We start from the raw sequence: 18,439 nt of genomic DNA, 5'->3' as shown, positions 1-18,439 counted from the left end.
TGCCTCCCATCTGTGAAGTGATCAGTAGCGCAGCTTGCCGTCGGCCACGTTCTTCAGGTGGACGCCGTAGGGGGACTTGCCGTACCGCTCGGCGGATTCCAGCAGCTTCTCCCGGCTGATCCAGCCGTATTTGAAGGCGATCTCCTCCGGGGCGCTGATCTTGATGCCCTGGCGCTTTTCGATCATGCGCACAAAGTCTGCCGCATCCACCAGACTGTCCATGGTACCGGTGTCCAGCCAGGCAAAGCCGCGGCCCAGCAGCTGGACGTCCAGCTCGTCCTGTTTGAGGTACATATCGTTCAGGGTGGTGATCTCCAGCTCGCCCCGGGCCGAAGGCTTGACCTGTTTTGCCATTTTGGCCACCTTGTTGTTGTAGAAGTACAGGCCAGTGACGGCGTAGTTGCTCTTGGGGTGTTCGGGCTTTTCCTCCACGCTCAGCACCTTGCCGTTTTCGTCAAACTCCACGATGCCGAACCGCTCGGGGTCCTGGACGTAATAGCCAAAGACGGTGCAGCGGCCATTGGCCTCGGCGTTGTGCACCGCATTCTTGAGGATGCGGGAGAAGCCGTTGCCATAGAAGATATTGTCCCCCAGGATCATGGCGCAGCAGTCCCCGCCGATGAACTCCTCACCCAGGATAAAAGCCTGGGCCAGGCCGTCGGGGGAGGGCTGCACCTTGTACTGCAGATGGATGCCGTACTGGCTGCCGTCCCCCAGCAGCGCCTCAAAGCGGGGGGTGTCCACCGGGGTGGAGATGATGAGGATATCCTGGATGCCCGCCAGCATCAGGGTGGACAGGGGGTAGTAGATCATGGGCTTGTCGTAGACCGGCAGCAGCTGTTTGCTGGTGACCATGGTCAGAGGATAAAGCCTGGTGCCGGCGCCGCCGGCAAGAATAATGCCTTTCATTACACGTGCACTCCTTTTATAGTTGCAAAAGTTGTGCAGCTCTCAGGCGGGGCAATGGCCCGCGCCGGAACACAAAGCGGAAGCTGCGTCCGCTGTAAACAAAAGAGGGGAGGCCGCCCTGGCGTCCGCCGGAGGGCCTCATGTTTATTTTACACGTCCGGGGGCAAAAAAGCAACCGTCTGCCTCACAGCCGGAACCCCCACTTGGCAAAGTAGCGGCAGAGGCTGCGGGCCTGCCAGAACATGGGCCCCAGGCTGCGGTGGGCCGCCCGGTGCCACACATGGACCGCGGTGAACTGGGGCGCCAGCCACACCTGCCCCCGGCGCAGCATCTTCTGGGTCAGGTCGGCGTCCTCCACATACATGAAGTATTTCTCGTCAAAGCCGCCCGCAGCCACAAAATCGGCGGTGCGCACCGCCGCAAAGCTGCCGGTGCAGAACTCGATCTGCCGGGGTCGGGTCAGGTCTTCGCCCGCCATCACATAGGCGTCGTTGTACTTTTTCAAAAAAGTGAGAAAGCCCAGCTGCCGGTAGACCATGGCCCGCAGGCTGCACCGGCGCAGGGGCAGCACCTGGGGCCGCCCGTCGGGAAAGCAGAGGCTGGGCCGGGCCATCACCACCTGGGGCCGTGCCTCCATCCACTCGGCCAGGTCGGACAGGGTGTCGGCCGTGAGCAGGATATCGGGGTTGAGGATGAAGTGATAGTCGCTGGCAAGGCTGTCCAGGACGGTGTTGTGCCCGGCCCCGAAACCGCCGTTGCGCCGGCGGCAGATCACCTGCACCGACTGTTCCGGTCCCGGCCGCAGCGCGCCGCTGGCCACGGCCTGTTCGAGGGCGCGGCCGGTGCCGTCCGGGCTGGCGTTGTCTACCAGGTACAGGGCCAGCGGGTGGCGCCGGGTATGGGCCAGCACCGAGGCGGCAGCCTTCAGCGCCTCGGTCTGGTCGTTGTAGGTGACGATACACGCAGAAAGATTCAATGCACGGCCCTCTCTTTCGGTCATTCCAGGGGCTGCAGCTTGATGCGGAAGTCGTCCCGGTCGATGTCAAAGTTGGGGTTCAGGCAGGGGTCCCCGGCGGCCAGTTCGGCCTTCCAGCGGGTCTGGAACCGGGTGACCTCCGAGACGAAACGGGCCCGCTTTTCGGGGCTTTCGTCCAGGCCGCGGCTCTTGCTCTCGTAGTGGTACAGCATGGCGAAGGGGGTGAACAGGTTCTGATACCCTGCCTTGTGGACCCGCACGCAGAAATCCACGTCGTTGAAGGCCACCGCAAAGCTCTCGTCCAGGCCGCCCACCTCCTCGTAGAGGGTGCGGCGGATCATCAGGCAGGCCCCTGTGACCCCGTAGACATCGTGGGCGTAGATCAGCCGGCCCATGTAGCCGGGATTGGCCACCGGGAAGTTCTTGTGCATATGGGCTGCCAGCGTCAGGTAGCCGAAGCCCAGGCCCGCGTGCTGGATGGTGTCGTCGGGGTAGAGGAGCTTGGCGCCCACGCAGCCGATCCGCTCCTGCTGGGCAAACATGACCATCTCCTCCAGCCAGCGGGGGGTGATGACCTCGGTGTCGTTGTTGAGCAGCAGCAGGTATTCGCCCTGGGCGAACCTGGCCCCGAAATTGTTCAGGGCGCTGTAATTGAAGCCGGTGCCTTCCCAGCGCACCACCCGGAAGCTGTCGGGATGCTGGCGCTCCAGCCGCTCGTAGGTGCGGAAGGTCTCCTCCTCCTTCGAGTTGTTCTCGATGACGATGATCTCAAAGTGGGGATAGGTGGTCTTGGCGTAGATGGAATCCACGCAGGTGCGCAAGTCCTTGGCGTGGTCGCAGCTGGGGATCAGGATGCTGACCAGGCCGGGGCGCTGGATGGTGTAGTCGGTTTTATAAAAGCCCGGTGTGTCGGGGATCATGGATACTTCGTCCACTGCCACGCCCAAACGGGCATAGTGGGCATAGAGGGCTTTGATGGCGGCCTCGATGCAGTAGGTCTTGGCCTCGATGCCGCTGGCCACGCTGGTGGGGCTGGAGCGCCAGTAATACAGCACATGGGGGATGTGGACGATCTTCTGCGCCTGCTCGGTCAGCCGCAGGTAGAGGTCGTAGTCCTGGCTGCCGTTGTATTCGCCCCGCTCGCCCCCGCCTGCGGCCTGCAGCAAAGCGGCCTGGAAGACGGACAGGTGGCAGATATAGTTGTTGGCCCGCAGGTTATCCAGCATGAAGTCGGGCTTGAGATGATAGAGGGTGGTATTCTCCACCTTGCCCTCGAAGGTCACCTCGTCGGTGTAGACGAAATCGGCCCCCTCCTGGACGATGGCCTGGGCTGCATACCACAAAGCGCAGGGATGCAGGATATCGTCGTGGTCCAGCAGGGCGATGTACTCGCCCCTGGCCAAAGCAAAGCCTGCGTTGGTGTTGCCCGCGATGCCGTCGTTTTTGGCCAGCTTCTGGTAGCGGATGCGGCTGTCCTGGGCCATGCGGGCGGCCACAGCCTGCCCCACCTTTTCGTCCTGGCCCGCATCCACCAGGCACAGCTCCCAGTTGCGGTAGGTCTGGTTGACCACCGAATCCAGCAGCTCGGTCAGGAAGGGCAGGGGGGTGTTGTACAGGGGCACCACAATGCTGATCAGGGGGCCCTGGGGCTGGGTTTTGGACTGGCGGACCAGCAGTTCCACCGGAGCCAGCCGTGCGGCCCGGAAGGTCTGACCGGGGAAGTTCTCCTCGTAATAGCGGCGGTCCTGGCGGCGCTGGCGCAGGCCGGCCAGGCCCTCCTGACGCAGCTGGGCCAGCAGCACGAACAGGGGGAAGCTGTGCCACAAAGCGCGCCCCTTGCTGAGGAGGTAGCGGACAGGCCAGGTCAGCTTCCAGCAGTGGGAGCCGGTGACGCTGCTCAGCGCGCCTTCCAGCTGCTGCTCGTGCTGGTGGGCGGCGCTCAGTTCGCTGCGCTGGTGCTCGGTCAGCTTCTGGTAGTCCCGGCAGCTCTGTTCGGCCCGGTCGAGACGGAGCCGCAGGGCCTCCATGGCTTCTTCATAGCCCTGGGCAAGGCCGGCAGCGTCCTCACTGCCGGGGCGGTAGAGGGCCGCCCCCGACAACAAGCCCCAGCTCTTCCAGCTGAAATCCCGCTGCAGGCCGCCCTGGGCCAGAGCAGGCGCCCAGGCAGGCAGGGCAGAAGGCTCCTCGGGCTCCGCCGCCAAAAAAAGCACCCGGCTGCCCGGCAAAGCGGGCGGCGCAGGGACATCGGACCCCTGCACCACCACCAGGTCATAGCTTTGGGGCCAGCTGTCCGGCAGGGCGGGACCCTTGCCCTCTGCCAGGCCCCAGGCCTCCACCTGCAAAGCCTGCAGCGCGGCGGCCAGGCCCTGGTCGCCCAGCACCAGCACCCGCTGGGGGTTGAACTCGGGCTGGATCAGACGGGCCAGTTGGCGCTGCCTGCGCTGCTGTTCCTGCTTTGTCAAATCTGCTGCACTCTGCATCTTGTCGCTCTCCATCCTATCCGGCCGGGCATACGCCGGCCTGTATCATCAATTATATTAGTATAGCAGATTTTTCCCTGTTTGAGAAGCATTTGAACAAATTCTTGCCTTGCAGGTGGGATGGTGGTATACTTTGGGCAGGACAGCGGTGTCCATACGGGACACGCTGTCTTTTTATTATGATTGGGAAGGGAAGTACAGGATATGAAAAAACCAGTCATTGGCCTTGTGCCGTTGGTGGATGTGGAGCGGGACAGCTATTGGATGATGCCCCCTTATTTCGATGCGCTGGAGCAGGCAGGAGCCCTGCCTCTGATGCTGCCCCTGACCGGGGATCCGGACGATCTGGCGCAGCTGACAGCTCTGTGCGACGGCGTTTTGTTCACCGGAGGGCCGGATGTGGCGCCCGCCTTCTATGGAGAGGAGAAGCTGCCCGCCTGCGGGCTGGTGGTGCCCCGCCGGGATGAGATGGAGCTGCGGCTGTTCCGGACCGCACTGGAGGCAGGCAAGCCGGTATTTGGGATCTGCCGGGGCATCCAGCTGATCAATGTGGCGCTGGGAGGCTCCCTCTGGCAGGACCTGGCCAGCCAAAAACAGATGGACGCCGCCGCCCACGAGCAGAAGCCCCCCTACGACCGGCCCTGCCACCGGGTATCCATTGTGCCCGGCAGCCCGCTGGCCGCATTGCTGGGAAAAGAGGAGACGGAGGTCACCAGCCGCCATCATCAGGCGGTCAAGGAGCTGGCCCCCGGGCTGGAAGCCATGGCTTACTCGGAGGAGGGCCTGGTGGAAGCGGTGCGGATGACCGGCCGGCCTTTCGTGTGGGCGGTGCAGTGGCACCCGGAAAACAGCTACCAGGTCAGCGAGGACAGCCGCAGGCTGTTCGCCGCCTTTGTGGACAGCTGCAAAAAAGAGAACGGAACGACGGTTTGACGAAAAACCCCGCACTGTGCTGGGCACAGTGCGGGGTCTATGTTTCTTACAGGGTGAACTGGATGGCGCAGTAGCCGGCATAGAGGGCCAGCAGGGCCACACCCTGCCAGCGGTACAGCTTGCCTTTGAGCAGGGGCGGAGCGACCAGCAGCACCATCACCAGGAACATCACGGGCAGGTCCAGCACCAGCGAGGCGTTGTGCCCGGCGATGACTGCGTTCTCAGGGATGCCGAAGGGGGCCAGCGTCACCGAGACGCCGCTCACCAGCACCAGATTGAACAGGTTTGCGCCGATGACATTGCCCAGCGAAAGGGCGCTGTGCCCTTTGACCAGAGAAGTGATGGCGGTGGCCAGTTCGGGCAGGGAAGTGCCCAGCGCCACCACCGTCAGGGCGATGACCGATTCGGGCACGCCCAGGGCGGCGGCGATCAGGATGCCGTTGTCCACCATCAGGTTGGCGCCCAGGGCGATCAGCCCCGCTTCCAGAACCAGCTTGAGGATCTCCAGCCCCAGGCTGCCCGCAGGGGCTTGGTCCTGCTCCTGGGCGTCGGGCTGAGGCGTCTTGCGGGCGGCAGCCACCTGGGCTGCCGTATAGGCCAGAAAGACGCCCAGCAGGATGACGCCCACCACCCGACTGAAGGAGCCGGTGGTATAGGCTACCGCCGCATAGAACACGGCGGCCCCGAAGAAGAAGAAAACAGGCAGCCGCAGGGCGGCGGCATCCGCCTTGCCGGGGCGGAATACGATGGTGATGGCGGCTACCAGAGCCGCATTGCAGATGACGGAACCGATGGCGTTGCCGTAGGCGATCTCGCCGTGGCCGCCCAGGGCCGAGGAGGCCGAGATCATCACTTCGGGCAGGGTGGTGCCGATGGACACCACCGTGGCCCCGATGAGCAGGTCGGGCAGATGGAACCGCCGGGCGATGCCCACGGCCCCGTCTACAAACCAATCCCCGCCCTTGACCAGGCACACCAGCCCCACGCAGAACAACAGGATAGGAACCAGCATAGGTTTTTCCTCCTAGCACATGATATGGTTGGGTCAGAAATCTGCCGGGATACCGGCGTTCTCGGGCTTTTTGGCGCTGGGGTAGATCTGGCTCATCCGCTCGTCGGGGAAGTGCTCATCCAAAAAGACGTCCAGAGCGTTGGCAGGGGGGATGTCGTTGGAACGGGCGTCGCTGCGGATCAGGGCCAGGCCCGACACCACCATATTCACCAGCATGAACAGCCCCACCAGGGCGGTCAGCCAGCGGCCCGCGTGTCTGCGCACCCAGTTGATGCCGCGCAGCACATAGGGGAAGCACAGCTTGACCCATGCCACCGCTGCAAAACCCCAGAAAAAGCAGTACAGCAGGTTGATGCGTCCCCCCAGGTTGAAGGGGATGTGGCTGTAATCCCAAAAGATCACACCAAAGACCAGTTCGCCCAGGGCGCTGCAAATGTACTCATAGGCGCCGCCCATGACGGTGCCCAGTACAAACAGTTCGCTGGAGGTGCGGGGGCTGCCGTCCTTTTTGCGGGGCAGCAGCAGGGATACCACCACCAGGGCGGTGCCCCACACCACGCTGAAGGGCCCCCACACCAGACTGGAACGGCTCATCCAGACGTGTATGGTCAGGTAGCAGAAGATGGTCTCCACCAGGTCGCCCACCAGTGAGCCGATGGTGAACAGCCAGATCACTTCTGCCAGCCCCAGACCCTGTTCGGCGCGGGCCGAGCGCTGGGCAGCCTGAGGATAGGCGCCCTCGATGCGGCGCTCCATCCAGTTGCTGATGCGGTCGTAGAGGGTGCGGGACTGGCTTTCCAGCTGGAGATTCAGCCGGGCCAGCCGGGTGGGCTGATGGGCCATGATGGCGGCGCTGCCCAGCTGGTCCAGTACGGCCAGGATGCCCAGCACCCAGGCCAGAATGGTGATCAGCAGGTCGGGCAGCAGATGGAAGACCCACACCAGAATGTCGTTGCCCCACAGCAGGACAAGACAGCCCAGCACGCCCCACAGCAGCGAGTAGGGCAGACAGACATAGCCGTCGATGTTGAACTTGTGGTTGGAATAATCCCACCAGGTGCGGTGGTGCAGCCGCTCCAGGAGTTTGGCCGCCAGCCACTCCACCAGGGTGGAGATCAGGGCGCAGCCCAAAAACAGGTATCCCAGAGAGGAGCGCAGATCCGCAAGGCCGATGGTCATGACCACGGCGGCAAAACCGTAGACATAACAGAAGGGGCCTGCGGCAAAGCCCCGCTTGACAAAGCCCCGGCCCCGTGCCGCCGCTACCACCGTTTCGGCCACCCAGCCCAGGAACGAGTAGACCATATACAGCAAAACCAGGTCATACCATGAGTATTCCATGACGTCCTCCTTTGGTTTTTACAGCATACCCCGCATACAGATGCGAACACGCCAAAAAGTATGATTTATCCTAGCAGATTTTGCCTGCAAATACAAGGCCGTTTGGATACGATCTGTGTAAATAAAGTGTAAACAGTGCAAAAGGGGCGGCCGCCGGGCTCACCCCTCTTTTTTGAAGTCCCGCAGGCCCGGCAGGGCCAGCAGGAACGACACGGCCAGGATAGCCCTGTCGGTGGCAGAGACCGACGGCATCCACCGGTCCATTACCCCAAGCCCGGCGGCGGTCACCAGGGTGTCCAGGATGAGATAGAGGATGCAGCCTTCCAGCCGGTTCAGCTTACCCATCTGGTACAGGGCCTTGGGCAGGGAGCTGAACAGATTCCCCAGCACAAAGGACAGCAGGGAAGCGAGTATAAAATAGAGCACCAGGCTGCCGACGGAATCGTAGGTGAAGCCGAACAGTTTCATGACGCCCCCGGCCACCAGCGCAACGGCCGACAGCAGCGCCAGGATGAGCCCGACTCCCAGCAGGACGGACAGTAGATCGTCGAATTTTTTCATGGAGTCCCTTCTTTACAGGCGCTTCTGCGCCGGTGTCACATCGCAGAACGGACACTGCGCCGTACAGTGAGCGGCTCAGTCCGGCGGCGTTTGCCCTTTTAGAGTGTATCTGAGGAGTCGAAAATGATGGGATATTCGCCCAAAAGACACCCTAGTCCAACCTATAAATATTCCCTGAAAATTTGTACTCCGGCATGCTGCTATGACGGATGACCAGCCTGGCTGCTGTGCAGCGGTCGTCTTGGGGATTCCACTTTACGCCATTGCGATAGAGATTTACAAAACAGGTTTCTCCCAGTATGCAATGCGTTTGGTACAGCAGCTCTTTCGGGATTTTCAATCGTTCCGCAATTTCCTCCGCCTGCATTTGAAGGGCAGCATCTGCACCATGAAAAGCACAAATGACGCCATCCAGCAAAGGTTTCATAATGCTGGTCAGATGAAGGCTTTCATTGATGGGAACCGTCAGAAAAATCTCAACGCCAAAGCAGCGGCTTTGCGAAATAGGATGAATGGAATGAATCCGTTCCGGATGACGGATCAGAGACAGCCAGAAAGCAAAAGGTTTTTTCCCACCGCGAAAACCGTCTGTTTCCACATCGTCCCAGTGTACAGCAAGGTCATGGTTCCATTCCGGTTCTGTTAAAGCCGCCCTTGCTGCCACACGGTAGTTGTACCAATGCTGAAATCCGCCGGGGTGTATGGGAGCAGGTATGACAGTTTTCATCCGGAGCTCGTTGGTTTTCAGGTGCGAGAAAGAAGCTGTGCCTACATTGTAAAACAGAAGATTTTCTACATCCGACACGCCGGCTCCCGGTCCACTGTATTCAGCGATCAAACAGGAATCGTCTGCCGGTTTCAGCTCAGAGCAGAGTGCGTTCCGCAGTGCGTCCCGGAAGTCTTTTTGCCAGCCTTTTGGCTCAAACGGGATAGACTTCACGGAAACGGCTTCCACGTGATTATACTCCGAAGCTATCCTATAATTATGTGCAGATGCAAACTCTCTCATTTCCTTTTCCTCCTTTTCCACCAACTGCGGCGCTGGCCTGTCGATACCACGTCGCTGAACAGGCAGCGCACTTTGGGCGAAAGCTGGGTGTCCCGGTGGTAGCAGCCGAACAGCCAGTGGTCGTAGTCCAGCTCCTGGACCAGCTTGTCAAAAAAGGCGTGCAGCTGGTTGTTTTCCCCGGCGGGCAGGATGGTGAAATCCAAAAACCTGCTTGGGGCGTCGTGGGTCAGCACATACTCTACTTTGAAGTTGTGGGCCGCCGCATTGGCCTGGCAGAAGGCGTATTCCTCCTCCGAGGGCATTTCCCGGGCCCACCAGTTGACCCCCGGCTCCCGTTCCTCCTTGTCGGTGCTCTCGCCGCCCCCAAAGCAGAGGTAGCTCTGGCCCTCCAGCTCCAGGATGCTGCCCCGGCAGACGTGGTAGACGTTGCCTGCGATGGGCTGCACCTTGCCGCCGAACCGCTCCTGGATGGGGTAGGCGTCCAGCAGATCGTAGTTTTCATGGGTGCCGTCCAAAAACAGGATGGTATAGGGGCGCTTGGCCAGCCAGTCCAGCTTCTTTTTCTCCTCTTTGCTGCCGTCCCACAAAAAGCCGAAGTCCCCCAGCACCAGCAGGATATCGTTTTTGCCCAGGCGGCGCAGCTCCTTGCCCTTGAACCGCTCCAGCTCCCCGTGGGTGTCCCCTGTGATATAGATCATGCGCGTCTCCCTCCGGTTTGTGAAAGTGATGTGCGAAACCCTTGTCACCCACCCGCAAACCTGCTATTATAAGTAAAGGCCGGCCTTTTCTTCCGGCCTTGTTTGACTTGATCCGCAGCCGCTGCGGTCTGATAGATCGAATCCGTTCTTTTATTGTATCGCGTTCTGAGGGAATTGTCCACATGAAACGACTCTTTATGCTCTTTTTGGCCCTGACGCTGCTGGTATGCTGTCTGGCTGCCCCGGCGGGGGCCATGTTCGACCCAAGTCCTGTCTATGAGGTCAAGGCTTCCAGTGCCTACATCGTCAACACCGACACCAACATCATCCTGTACGAAAAGGACAGCACCGCCCAGGTGCCCGCCGGCGGCCTGACCAAGCTGATGTGCGCGGCCCTGGTGCTGACCAACTATGGCGATGAGCTGGATACCCGCACCTTCCAGATGCCCTTTGCCATCTCGGACTATGTCTACGGCACCGACAACGCGGATATGCGTTCGGGGGAGACCTTCACCCTGCGGGAAGCCCTTTACGCCATGCTGCTGCGCAACGCCAACGATGCGGCCATGGGCATGGCCTACCAGCTGTCGGGCAACGACCTGGCCGGCTGGGTCAGCCAGATGAACAGCCTGTCCCAGCAGATCGGCACCACCAACAGCACCTGGACCGACGCCTGCGGCCTGGACAGCGGCAACGTCACCACCGCGGTGGATATGTATTTGATCCTGCGGTATCTGATGGGCTTTGATGCCTTTGTGGAGATCGCAGGGACGGCCACCTTCCAGATGCCCGCCAAGGAAAAGCACACCAAGCCCTTTGTGCTCACCAGCCAGAATGTGGCCCTGAACCAGTCCAGCGGAGGAAAGTTCTACCGCTCGGCCATGAAGGGAGGGATGTGCGACGTGCTGGGCTACCAAAAGGACACCGGCACCCAGAGCTATGTCTCCTGGGCCTCCCAGGACGGCGAGACCTATATCTTCTGCGTGATGGGCAGCCCGGATACGGCGGACACCTACGGCTATTCCACCCGCCGTCCCGCCCTGTATGAGACAACGCAGCTGATCGACTGGGTGTACAGCAGCTTCTCGGTGCAGGCGGCCCTGGACCCCGACCAGGCCCTGGCCGAGATCCCGGTGAAGTATTCCTCCGAGACCGACACCCTGCTGCTCTATCCCGACGACCAGATGATGACCATTCTGCCCTCCTCCTCGGACAGCTCGGTGACCCAGAAATTCTTTCATCTGCCCGAATCGGCCGCCGCCCCCATCAAGCAGGGGGACGTGATCGGCACGGTGGAGATCCGTCTGGCAGGGGAGACCATCGGCGTGGTCAACCTGGTGGCCGGCCAGGATGTCAACCGCAACCCTGTCCTGTTCGCGGTGGCCCAGTTCCAGGCCTTTCTGGGCAGCCTCTACCTCAAGGTGGTGCTGGCCCTGTCGGCCATAGCCCTGGCCCTCTACGGGGTGTGGTGGATCCAGAATGCCATCCGCACCCAGCGCAGCTGGGGCAGCAGCCACATCAAACGCCGCTGACCGTTCCAAGAAAGCCCCGTCAGACAGCCTGTACTGTCCGGCGGGGCTTTCCTTGTTTGCTTCGTTTACTTCAGATCCAGCTTGGGCGGTACGTCCAGTTCGTCCGGCGCATATTTGCCGTTTTTCTTGCGCTGGCGCACGCACTCGGTCAGCAGATATTCGATCTGTCCGTTCACCGACCGGAAGTCGTCCTCGGCCCAGGCGGCTATGGCGTCGTACAGCTTCGCGGACAGGCGCAGCGGAACCTGCTTTTTAGGCTCGGCCATCAGTACAGGCTGCCCGAATTGACCACAGGCTGGGCGTCATGGTTGCCGCACAGCACCACCAGCAGATTCGATACCATTGCCGCCTTCCGCTCGTCGTCCAGCTCCACTACGTTGTTCTCACTCAGACGCTCCAGGGCCATTTCCACCATGCCCACGGCGCCGTCCACGATCATCTTGCGGGCGTCGATGATGGCCGACGCCTGCTGCCGCTGCAGCATCACCGCAGCGATCTCAGGGGCATAGGCCAGGTAGGTGATCCGGGCGTCCACGATCTCCAGTCCGGCGTCCTCCACCTTTTCCTGGATCTCGGCGCGGATCCGCTGGGCCACCACCTCGCTGGAACCCCGCAGGCTGCCGTCGTCGGGCTTGCCGTCGCCGGTGGTATCGATGCCGGGGGCTACGTCATAGGGGTAGATGCGGACCACGTTCCGCAGCGCGCTGTCGCACTGCAGGGACAGGTATTCCTTATAGTTGTCCACATTGAAAACGGCCTTGGCGGTGTCTTTGACCCGCCAGATCACCGCAATGCCGATCTCCACCGGGTTGCCCAGACAGTCGTTGATCTTCTGGCGGGCGTTGTTGAGGGTCATCCGCTTGAGGGAGATCCGTTTGCCGCTGCCGTCGCCCCCGGCGTTGATCTGCACCTGCGCGCCGTTTTCTCCTTTTAAGGATACCCCTGTCCCGATCTGGACGTCGTTGCTCTGGCCCAGACGGGTGCCGGCAGCCGGATTGACCGCGGTGCAGAAGGGGTTGACCCAGTAAAAACCTTCCCCTTTCAGGGTGCCGATGTAATTGCCGAACAGAGTCAGCACCAAAGCTTCCTGGGGCTTGAGGACCTTCAGGCCGCACAGCAGGATCCACCCCAGACAGAGGTATGTGATGGTCACCACCATGACCGCCCCGCCCAGTACCCCGTGCACGTCGGCCATGATATTCGCCACCAGCGCGGCCGCTGCGATGATGTAGCCCAGCAGGACCAGCAGCAGTACAAACATACCGTTCTTTTTGGTTTGCAAGATCGTCTCAGTCATATGCATCAACCTCCCAGTGATTTCCGGACCGTATCTTGTTGATATCAAAATCATATCACATTGCGGGAGGGATGTCAAGAGCGCACCCTCACTTTGCCCGGGTCAGCTCGTCCAGGTTCTGGGTGTAGCAGGGCAGGCAGTGCTGGATGAACCAGTCTGCCTCGGGGCAGTGCATCTGGCGGAGGGCTTCCTGCTGCTGGGCCAGCGCGGCGTCAAACTCATGGTTGCCGCTGCGGGCCTCCTCCATGCACTTGATGAGGGCGGACAGACGGTCGGCGGCCTTGAGCAGGGTGCGTTCGGTGTCGGTGAGCAGGTCCCCGGTGATGTAGGGGCTGATCTCCTCCTCCAGCTCAGGGGGCAGCATGGAGGCCATGGCGGCGGCGCTCTCCCGCTCGATGGCCTTGTAGGCGTCCCGCAAGGTGGCGCTGCGGTATTTTACCGGGGTGGGCATATCCCCGGTGACGATCTCGGGGGCGTCGTGATAGAGGGCGGCCACGGCCACCGTCTTGGGGCGGCAGGGGGTGCCGGTGTACCGCCGGGCGATCAGACAGAGGGTGTGGGCCAGCAGCGCGGTGTCGCAGGTGTGCTCGCTGAGGGACTCGGCCCGGGTGGAGTGCATCAGGCTCCAGCGGGTGATGTATTTCATCCGGGCCAGCAGTGCATTGAACGGATAGACCATCGAAACAACCTCCCAAACCGGCAAAGCCGGCGTTTTTCCAGGGCGTATGGACAGAATGAAGCGGCCCTGGGTATGTTCAGATCCACTCTATCAACATACCCGTCTTGGGGCCGGTTGTCAAGGGCGGGCGGCGGGATGGCAAAGTTCGCCCTTTCCATGTGGGGCCGGGCATGGTATACTAGAGTGTATCTGAGAAGGGCGTTTCGCCCGGGCGCCGCGCCTGCGCGGCGAGAATACAGACCAGCCTATTGGGCGGAGAAAAGAGGATATGATGGATGCAGTGAATCTGTCCCGGCGGCCGCAGCTGCGGCGGAAACGGGATCGCTTTTGGCTGACGGTGGGGCTGTGCGCCCTCACGGCGGCTTTGATCTTTCTGCCGTTCCAGATCATCGACGGCGGGTTTTTCCATTATGCCGGAGATTTCAACGGCCAGCAGATCGGCTTTTACCGGTATATGAACGGCTTTGTGAAGGGGATGGGCTATCCCGACGGGCTGACCTCCGTCAACGGCCACAGCCTGCCCTCCAATACCTTCTCGTGGGCCACCGACCTGGGCAGCGGCGTCATGAACGCCTATTCGTTCTATCTGTACGGGTCGCCCTTTTTCTGGCTGTCCACCCTGTTTCCCCAGAGCTGGCTGCCCTATCTGATGTGCCCGCTGCTGGTGCTCAAGTTTGCCGTGGCGGGGGGCGGCGCCTACCTGTATATGCGCCGCTATGTGAAAAACCTGGACTATGCCGTCCTGGCGGCCTGCCTGTACACCTTTTCGGGGTTTGGCATCTACAACATCTTTTTCAACCACTTCATTGACGTGGTAGCCCTGTTCCCCTGGATGCTGTGGGCCCTGGACGAGTGCATCTACAACGGCCGGCGGGGCCTGTTCGCTTTCTTTGTGGCGCTCAACCTGCTCAACAACTATTTCTTTTTTGTGGGGCAGGTGGTGTTCCTCATCATCTACTTTGTCTGCAAACTGACCACCGGGGAGATCAAACTGACCCGGGGCCTGTTTGGCACCCTGGCTTTTGAAAGCCTGCTGGGAGTGGCCATGGGCTGCTTGCTGGTATGGCCGGCCTTTTTGTCCCTGCTGCAAAATCCGCGCACCACGGACATTTCCTCCGGGTGGGGCTTTTTGACCTATTCTGCGGTGCAGCAATACCTGGCCATCCTGGTCAGCTGGATCCTGCCCCCGGATTCCCCCTATATCGTCTCGATCTGGTCGGAAGGCACCATCAAGTGGACCAGCATGACCGCCTATCTGCCCCTGTGCAGTCTGGCGGGCGTGGTGGCCTACTGGCGGGCCCGGCGGGGGGACAGCCGCAAGCGGATCGTAGCGGTGTGCGCTGTCTTTGCCCTGGTGCCGGTCCTGAACAGCGCCTTTTATGCCTTCAATGCCAGCTACTATGCCCGGTGGTACTATATGCCCCTGCTGATCATGGCGGCCATGACCGTCAACGCCTGGGAGGACCCCGACACCGACCTGGAGCGCCCCACCGGAGCGATCGCCTGGGCCATGCTCGCCACCCTGGCGTTTGCCCTGGTGCCGGTGAGCGAAGGGGAGGACGGCTGGAGCCTGGGCGTGATGGAGAACCCCGAGCAATACCTGGCTGTGCTGGCTTTTGGCCTGGGCGGGCTGATCCTGTACCAATGGCTGGCCCGGGGCCGGGCGGAGCAAAAGCAGTTCTGCCGCCGGATGCTGGCGGCGGTGCTGGCCTTCAGCTGCGTGTTTGGCATTGTGCACATCGGCATCGGCAAGTTTGGCCAGTGGAACTACGACAGCGACCTGGTGGAGCAGTACCAGGACTCCATCGCCCTGCAGGAAGCCTTCCCGGAAGGGGACTGGCGGGTGGACACCTACAACGCCCACGACAATCTGGGACTGTGGATGGACAAGAGCTGCCTGCAATTCTTTGACAGCACGGTAGCCCCCAGCATCCTCAGCTTTTATTCTTCCCTGGGTTTTGTGCGGGATGTGCGCAGCAACCCCGACGCCTCCTATTACGCCCTGCGGGGGCTGCTCAGCGTGCGGTTCACCATTATGCCCGAGGATGAGCGGCAGAACTTTGAGGCCGCGGTGAGCTCCGGATGGACCTACTACGACAGTGTGGGCGGGTTTGCCCTTTATGAGAACGACAACTATCTGCCCATGGGCTTTACCTATGAGTATTACGTCCCCGAGGACACAGTGGAGAGTATGTTCACCGAGGACGCCTGCGCTCTGCTGGTGCGGGCTCTGGGCCTGTCCGAGGAGGATATCGCGGCCTACGGCCAGTACCTGACCCCGCTGCCCGAAGAGATGCAGCAGGAGTTCACCTATGAGCAGTACGTCCAGGATGTGGCTCTCCGGCGCCAGAGCGCCTGCAGCAGCTTCCAGATGACCAACAACGGCTTTGGCGCGGAGATCCAGCTGGAACGGCCCAACCTGGTCTTTTTCTCAGTGCCCTATGACGACGGCTTCACCGCCTATGTCAATGGGCAGGAGACCGAGATCCTGCGGGTGGACAACGGTCTGATGGCGGTGCTGTGCCCCGAAGGACAGAGCACCATCGACTTCGTCTATGTCCCGGCGGGCCTGTCCCTGAGCAGGACGGTCACCCTGGCCGCCCTGGTCGTATGGGCGGCGTATACCGGCTTCTTTGTCTGGCGCCGTCGCAGCCGGTAAGGCTGTGCCGCGGGACACAACAAAATAGAACGGCCGCTCCGAGCTCTGCGCCCGGGGCGGCCGTTTTAGCGTTAGGATGGGTCGGCTGCCCGGGCGGCGCCCAGGCGGGCCAGGCCGTATGCCAGGGCCAGTCCGGCCGGTGCGCTGACAAAGGCGGCCAGATAGAAGCCGTCATATCCCAGCCAGGGGACCAGCAGCACACAGGCGGTCAGGTCGATGAGGGTGGAGCCGATGTTGGACGCCAGATACAGTCCCATCCGCTGGCGGCCCCGCAGGCTGGCCTCCTGCAAATGGCGCATGGCGGTAAAGGCAAAGACCAGCGCCTGGCGGCTGAGCAGCAGGGCGCCATAGCGGATGGCGCCGCCGTCAGCAGTGAACAGCCGCAGCAGGGGCCCGGCAAACAGCACGCACCCTGCCGTCACCAGCAGGGCATAGGCCAGCAGGATGCTTCTGGCCTGGCACGCCCCCTCCCGGACGCGGTCGGGCTGCCGGGCGGCGGTGTTCTGGGCCACGAAAAACACCAGAGCCTGCACCAGACCGGCCACCGGCATCAGCAGCAGGCTGTGCAGCTTGCTGGCGCAGGAAAAGCCTGCAATGGCCGTTACCCCGATGCCGCCCAGCAGCCCCTGCTTGACCATGCTGCTGACCGGGGCGCTGGCCTGCTGCACGGCGTTGGGGGCCGACAGACGAAAGACGTCCCAGACATACTGCCGCTTGAGTTCGGACAGGCGGAAAGGCCCGGTCAAGAGGCCGCGGCGCAGGTAACCCAGCATGAACAGGCAGCCCGCCGCCTGGGAAACGGAGGTGGCTGTGGCAGCTCCTGCCACCCCGAAAGGTCCCACCAAAGCCAGGTCCAGCACGACGTTGAGAAGTGAGGTGGCCAGGACCGCCAGCAGAGGGGTGCGGGAATCGCCGCAGGCCATGGCCAGCTGCTTGGACAGGTCGTACACCATCAGGAAGGGCAGGCCGATCAGATAAAAACGGGCATAGGCCATGGCCTGGGGCTGGATCTCGGCGGGGGTCTGGATCAGGCGCAGCAGCCCGCCCATCCCGGCAAGGCCCGCCGCCGTCAAAGCCAGGCTGAGGGCAGCGTCGATGAACAGCAGGTTGTAGATCAGGGCCGACCGTTCCTGCGGGGTGGCGGTGGGACGTCGGGAGGCCAGCAGCAGCCCGCCCCCAAGTTCCATCCCTCCCGACACGAACAGAAAGACCAGCAGCACCGTGGAGGCGTTGGACACGGCCGCCAGCGCCCCGGCGTCCAGGCACAGACCAATGATCATGGTGTCCACCACCGTATAGAGCTGGGTGGCCACCATGCTGAGGATGACAGGCCCCGCAAAGCGCAGCAGCGCCGGACGCACCGGCCCCGCCAGCAGGGCGTTTTGGGTTTGGGATGGGGGTTGACGCATCTTGGTTCACCTTCCAGTTGCAAAGCGCAGTGTTTTTTGGTATCCTGTCTCTATCATAAAGTATCCAGCAGCTGGATAGTCAAGGGGGAATTTTGCGTTGGAAATGCAGTATCTGACCACAGCGGCCTTTGCCAAACTGGCGGGAGTGAACAAAAAGACCCTGCACTACTATGACGAGATCGGCCTGTTCCGTCCGGCCAGGGTGAACGAAAAAGGCTATCGGTTTTACTCGCCCGTACAGCTGGACCGGCTGGCCCTCATCGTGACTCTGAAAGATCTGGGGGTGCCCCTGAAGGAGATCGGGGCATATCTCTGCTGCGGGGACCTGGCCCAGGTGGACGAGATCCTGGCCCGCCAGAGTCGGGAGCTGGACCGCCGCATTGCCCTGCTGGTCCGGCGCAGGGAGATGCTGGAGACCCTGCGGCGCCAGAACCGGGCCTTTCTGGACTGGTGCGGCAAGGGTCCGCAGCGTCTGCTGCGGGAGCCGGAGCGGATCGCCGTCCTGATGGGGCGGGAGGAGATGGAGCGCAGCCATGTGGTCATCGTCAACTACCTCACCGACGGCCCGGGCACCGGACTGTGCGTGGAAGGGGAGGACCGCTTCCTCTACCAGAAACAGGCGGACGGGCCGATCCTGGTGCCCGGCGGGGCCTATTTGTGTCTGTACGAGATGGCCCGGGGCCACCATCCCTGGGACTGGCTGGCCAGCCGCCGCGAGCAGCTGCAACGCTATGCCGGGACCCGCGGCTGGCGGCTGGATGGGCGTGCATTCGTTGAATTCGGAGAGCTTGCGGTGGGGGATACCAGTGAGGACGGCGCCGAACCGCGCTGCATCCGAATGCGCATTCTTGAAGAAAATTGAATGCACGATGCAGAAAGGTGAAAATTTGTATCTTGACTTTACAGCGTTAAAGTGTATAATGCAATCAAACCGATGAGGCGAA

At 61.9% G+C, this 18,439-nt stretch carries 16 protein-coding genes; 4 read left to right on the top strand and 12 right to left on the bottom strand.

All coding sequences use genetic code 11. The features are described 5' to 3' along the window. Positions 1–21: 21 nt before the first annotated feature. From rfbA to B5E66_RS06165, 3 genes are all read right to left on the bottom strand, one after another. Positions 22–909 carry a glucose-1-phosphate thymidylyltransferase RfbA gene (rfbA, locus tag B5E66_RS06175; RefSeq protein WP_087230154.1) on the bottom strand — a complete coding sequence of 296 codons (888 nt, stop codon included), beginning with the start codon at positions 907–909 and terminating at the stop codon, positions 22–24. Between the two features lie 184 nt (positions 910–1,093). Further along, entirely contained in the window at positions 1,094–1,885 is a 792-nt protein-coding gene (locus B5E66_RS06170; protein WP_087230151.1) for a glycosyltransferase, read from the bottom strand. Positions 1,886–1,905: 20 nt separating this feature from the next. Then, positions 1,906–4,365: a glycosyltransferase family 2 protein gene (locus B5E66_RS06165; RefSeq protein ID WP_087230147.1), complete on the bottom strand. Its 2,460-nt coding sequence runs from the start codon at positions 4,363–4,365 to the stop codon at positions 1,906–1,908. A 204-nt stretch (positions 4,366–4,569) separates the two neighbouring features. Between B5E66_RS06165 and B5E66_RS06160 the strand changes: the two genes are divergently transcribed. Beyond that, positions 4,570–5,298, top strand: a complete 729-nt coding sequence (locus B5E66_RS06160; protein WP_087230144.1) for a gamma-glutamyl-gamma-aminobutyrate hydrolase family protein — start codon at positions 4,570–4,572, stop codon at positions 5,296–5,298. Between the two features lie 46 nt (positions 5,299–5,344). Here B5E66_RS06160 and B5E66_RS06155 read toward each other — a convergent pair whose 3' ends face one another. The 5 genes from B5E66_RS06155 to B5E66_RS06135 form a co-directional block, all read right to left on the bottom strand. After that, complete coding sequence (locus B5E66_RS06155; RefSeq protein ID WP_087230141.1) at positions 5,345–6,310, bottom strand: calcium/sodium antiporter; 966 nt, start codon at positions 6,308–6,310, stop codon at positions 5,345–5,347. Between the two features lie 33 nt (positions 6,311–6,343). Further along, complete coding sequence (locus B5E66_RS06150; protein ID WP_087230138.1) at positions 6,344–7,651, bottom strand: putative ABC transporter permease; 1,308 nt, start codon at positions 7,649–7,651, stop codon at positions 6,344–6,346. A 159-nt stretch (positions 7,652–7,810) separates the two neighbouring features. After that, complete coding sequence (locus tag B5E66_RS06145; RefSeq protein WP_087230135.1) at positions 7,811–8,212, bottom strand: YrvL family regulatory protein; 402 nt, start codon at positions 8,210–8,212, stop codon at positions 7,811–7,813. A gap of 151 nt (positions 8,213–8,363) precedes the next feature. Next, on the bottom strand, positions 8,364–9,221 hold the full coding sequence (locus tag B5E66_RS06140) for a hypothetical protein (RefSeq protein WP_087230132.1): 858 nt from the start codon (positions 9,219–9,221) through the stop codon (positions 8,364–8,366). Then, on the bottom strand, positions 9,218–9,919 hold the full coding sequence (locus tag B5E66_RS06135) for a metallophosphoesterase (RefSeq protein ID WP_087230129.1): 702 nt from the start codon (positions 9,917–9,919) through the stop codon (positions 9,218–9,220). Before B5E66_RS06135 ends, B5E66_RS06140 begins: the two co-directional genes overlap by 4 nt. A gap of 182 nt (positions 9,920–10,101) precedes the next feature. On the opposite strand from B5E66_RS06135, the gene B5E66_RS06130 reads away from it, so the two are divergent. After that, positions 10,102–11,451: a D-alanyl-D-alanine carboxypeptidase family protein gene (locus tag B5E66_RS06130; RefSeq protein ID WP_087230126.1), complete on the top strand. Its 1,350-nt coding sequence runs from the start codon at positions 10,102–10,104 to the stop codon at positions 11,449–11,451. 65 nt (positions 11,452–11,516) lie between these two features. Here B5E66_RS06130 and B5E66_RS06125 read toward each other — a convergent pair whose 3' ends face one another. The 3 genes from B5E66_RS06125 to yfbR form a co-directional block, all read right to left on the bottom strand. Continuing rightward, the gene (locus B5E66_RS06125; protein ID WP_087230123.1) at positions 11,517–11,717 is read right to left on the bottom strand and encodes a PTS ascorbate transporter subunit IIC; all 201 of its coding nucleotides are present in this window, start codon (positions 11,715–11,717) and stop codon (positions 11,517–11,519) included. Beyond that, entirely contained in the window at positions 11,717–12,748 is a 1,032-nt protein-coding gene (locus tag B5E66_RS06120; protein WP_087230121.1) for an SPFH domain-containing protein, read from the bottom strand. The genes B5E66_RS06125 and B5E66_RS06120 overlap by 1 nt, the downstream gene beginning before the upstream one ends. An 88-nt stretch (positions 12,749–12,836) precedes the next feature. Continuing rightward, a complete protein-coding gene (gene yfbR, locus B5E66_RS06115) occupies positions 12,837–13,427 on the bottom strand; it encodes a 5'-deoxynucleotidase (protein ID WP_087230119.1) in 591 nt (196 codons plus the stop codon). Between the two features lie 268 nt (positions 13,428–13,695). On the opposite strand from yfbR, the gene B5E66_RS06110 reads away from it, so the two are divergent. Further along, positions 13,696–16,086, top strand: a complete 2,391-nt coding sequence (locus B5E66_RS06110; RefSeq protein ID WP_087230116.1) for a YfhO family protein — start codon at positions 13,696–13,698, stop codon at positions 16,084–16,086. Positions 16,087–16,157: 71 nt separating this feature from the next. On the opposite strand, the gene B5E66_RS06105 is transcribed toward B5E66_RS06110, so the two are convergent. Next, entirely contained in the window at positions 16,158–17,495 is a 1,338-nt protein-coding gene (locus B5E66_RS06105; RefSeq protein ID WP_087230113.1) for an MATE family efflux transporter, read from the bottom strand. 103 nt (positions 17,496–17,598) lie between these two features. Between B5E66_RS06105 and B5E66_RS06100 the strand changes: the two genes are divergently transcribed. Further along, positions 17,599–18,357 carry a MerR family transcriptional regulator gene (locus B5E66_RS06100; protein ID WP_242958114.1) on the top strand — a complete coding sequence of 253 codons (759 nt, stop codon included), beginning with the start codon at positions 17,599–17,601 and terminating at the stop codon, positions 18,355–18,357. Positions 18,358–18,439: the final 82 nt, after the last annotated feature.

Origin of the sequence: Faecalibacterium sp. An121 (genome assembly GCF_002160915.1) — a bacterium.
GTDB lineage: Bacteria > Bacillota > Clostridia > Oscillospirales > Ruminococcaceae > Faecalibacterium > Faecalibacterium avium.
The sequence above is the reverse complement of the archived record's forward strand: the minus strand, read 5'-3'. Positions and strand labels throughout refer to the sequence as shown.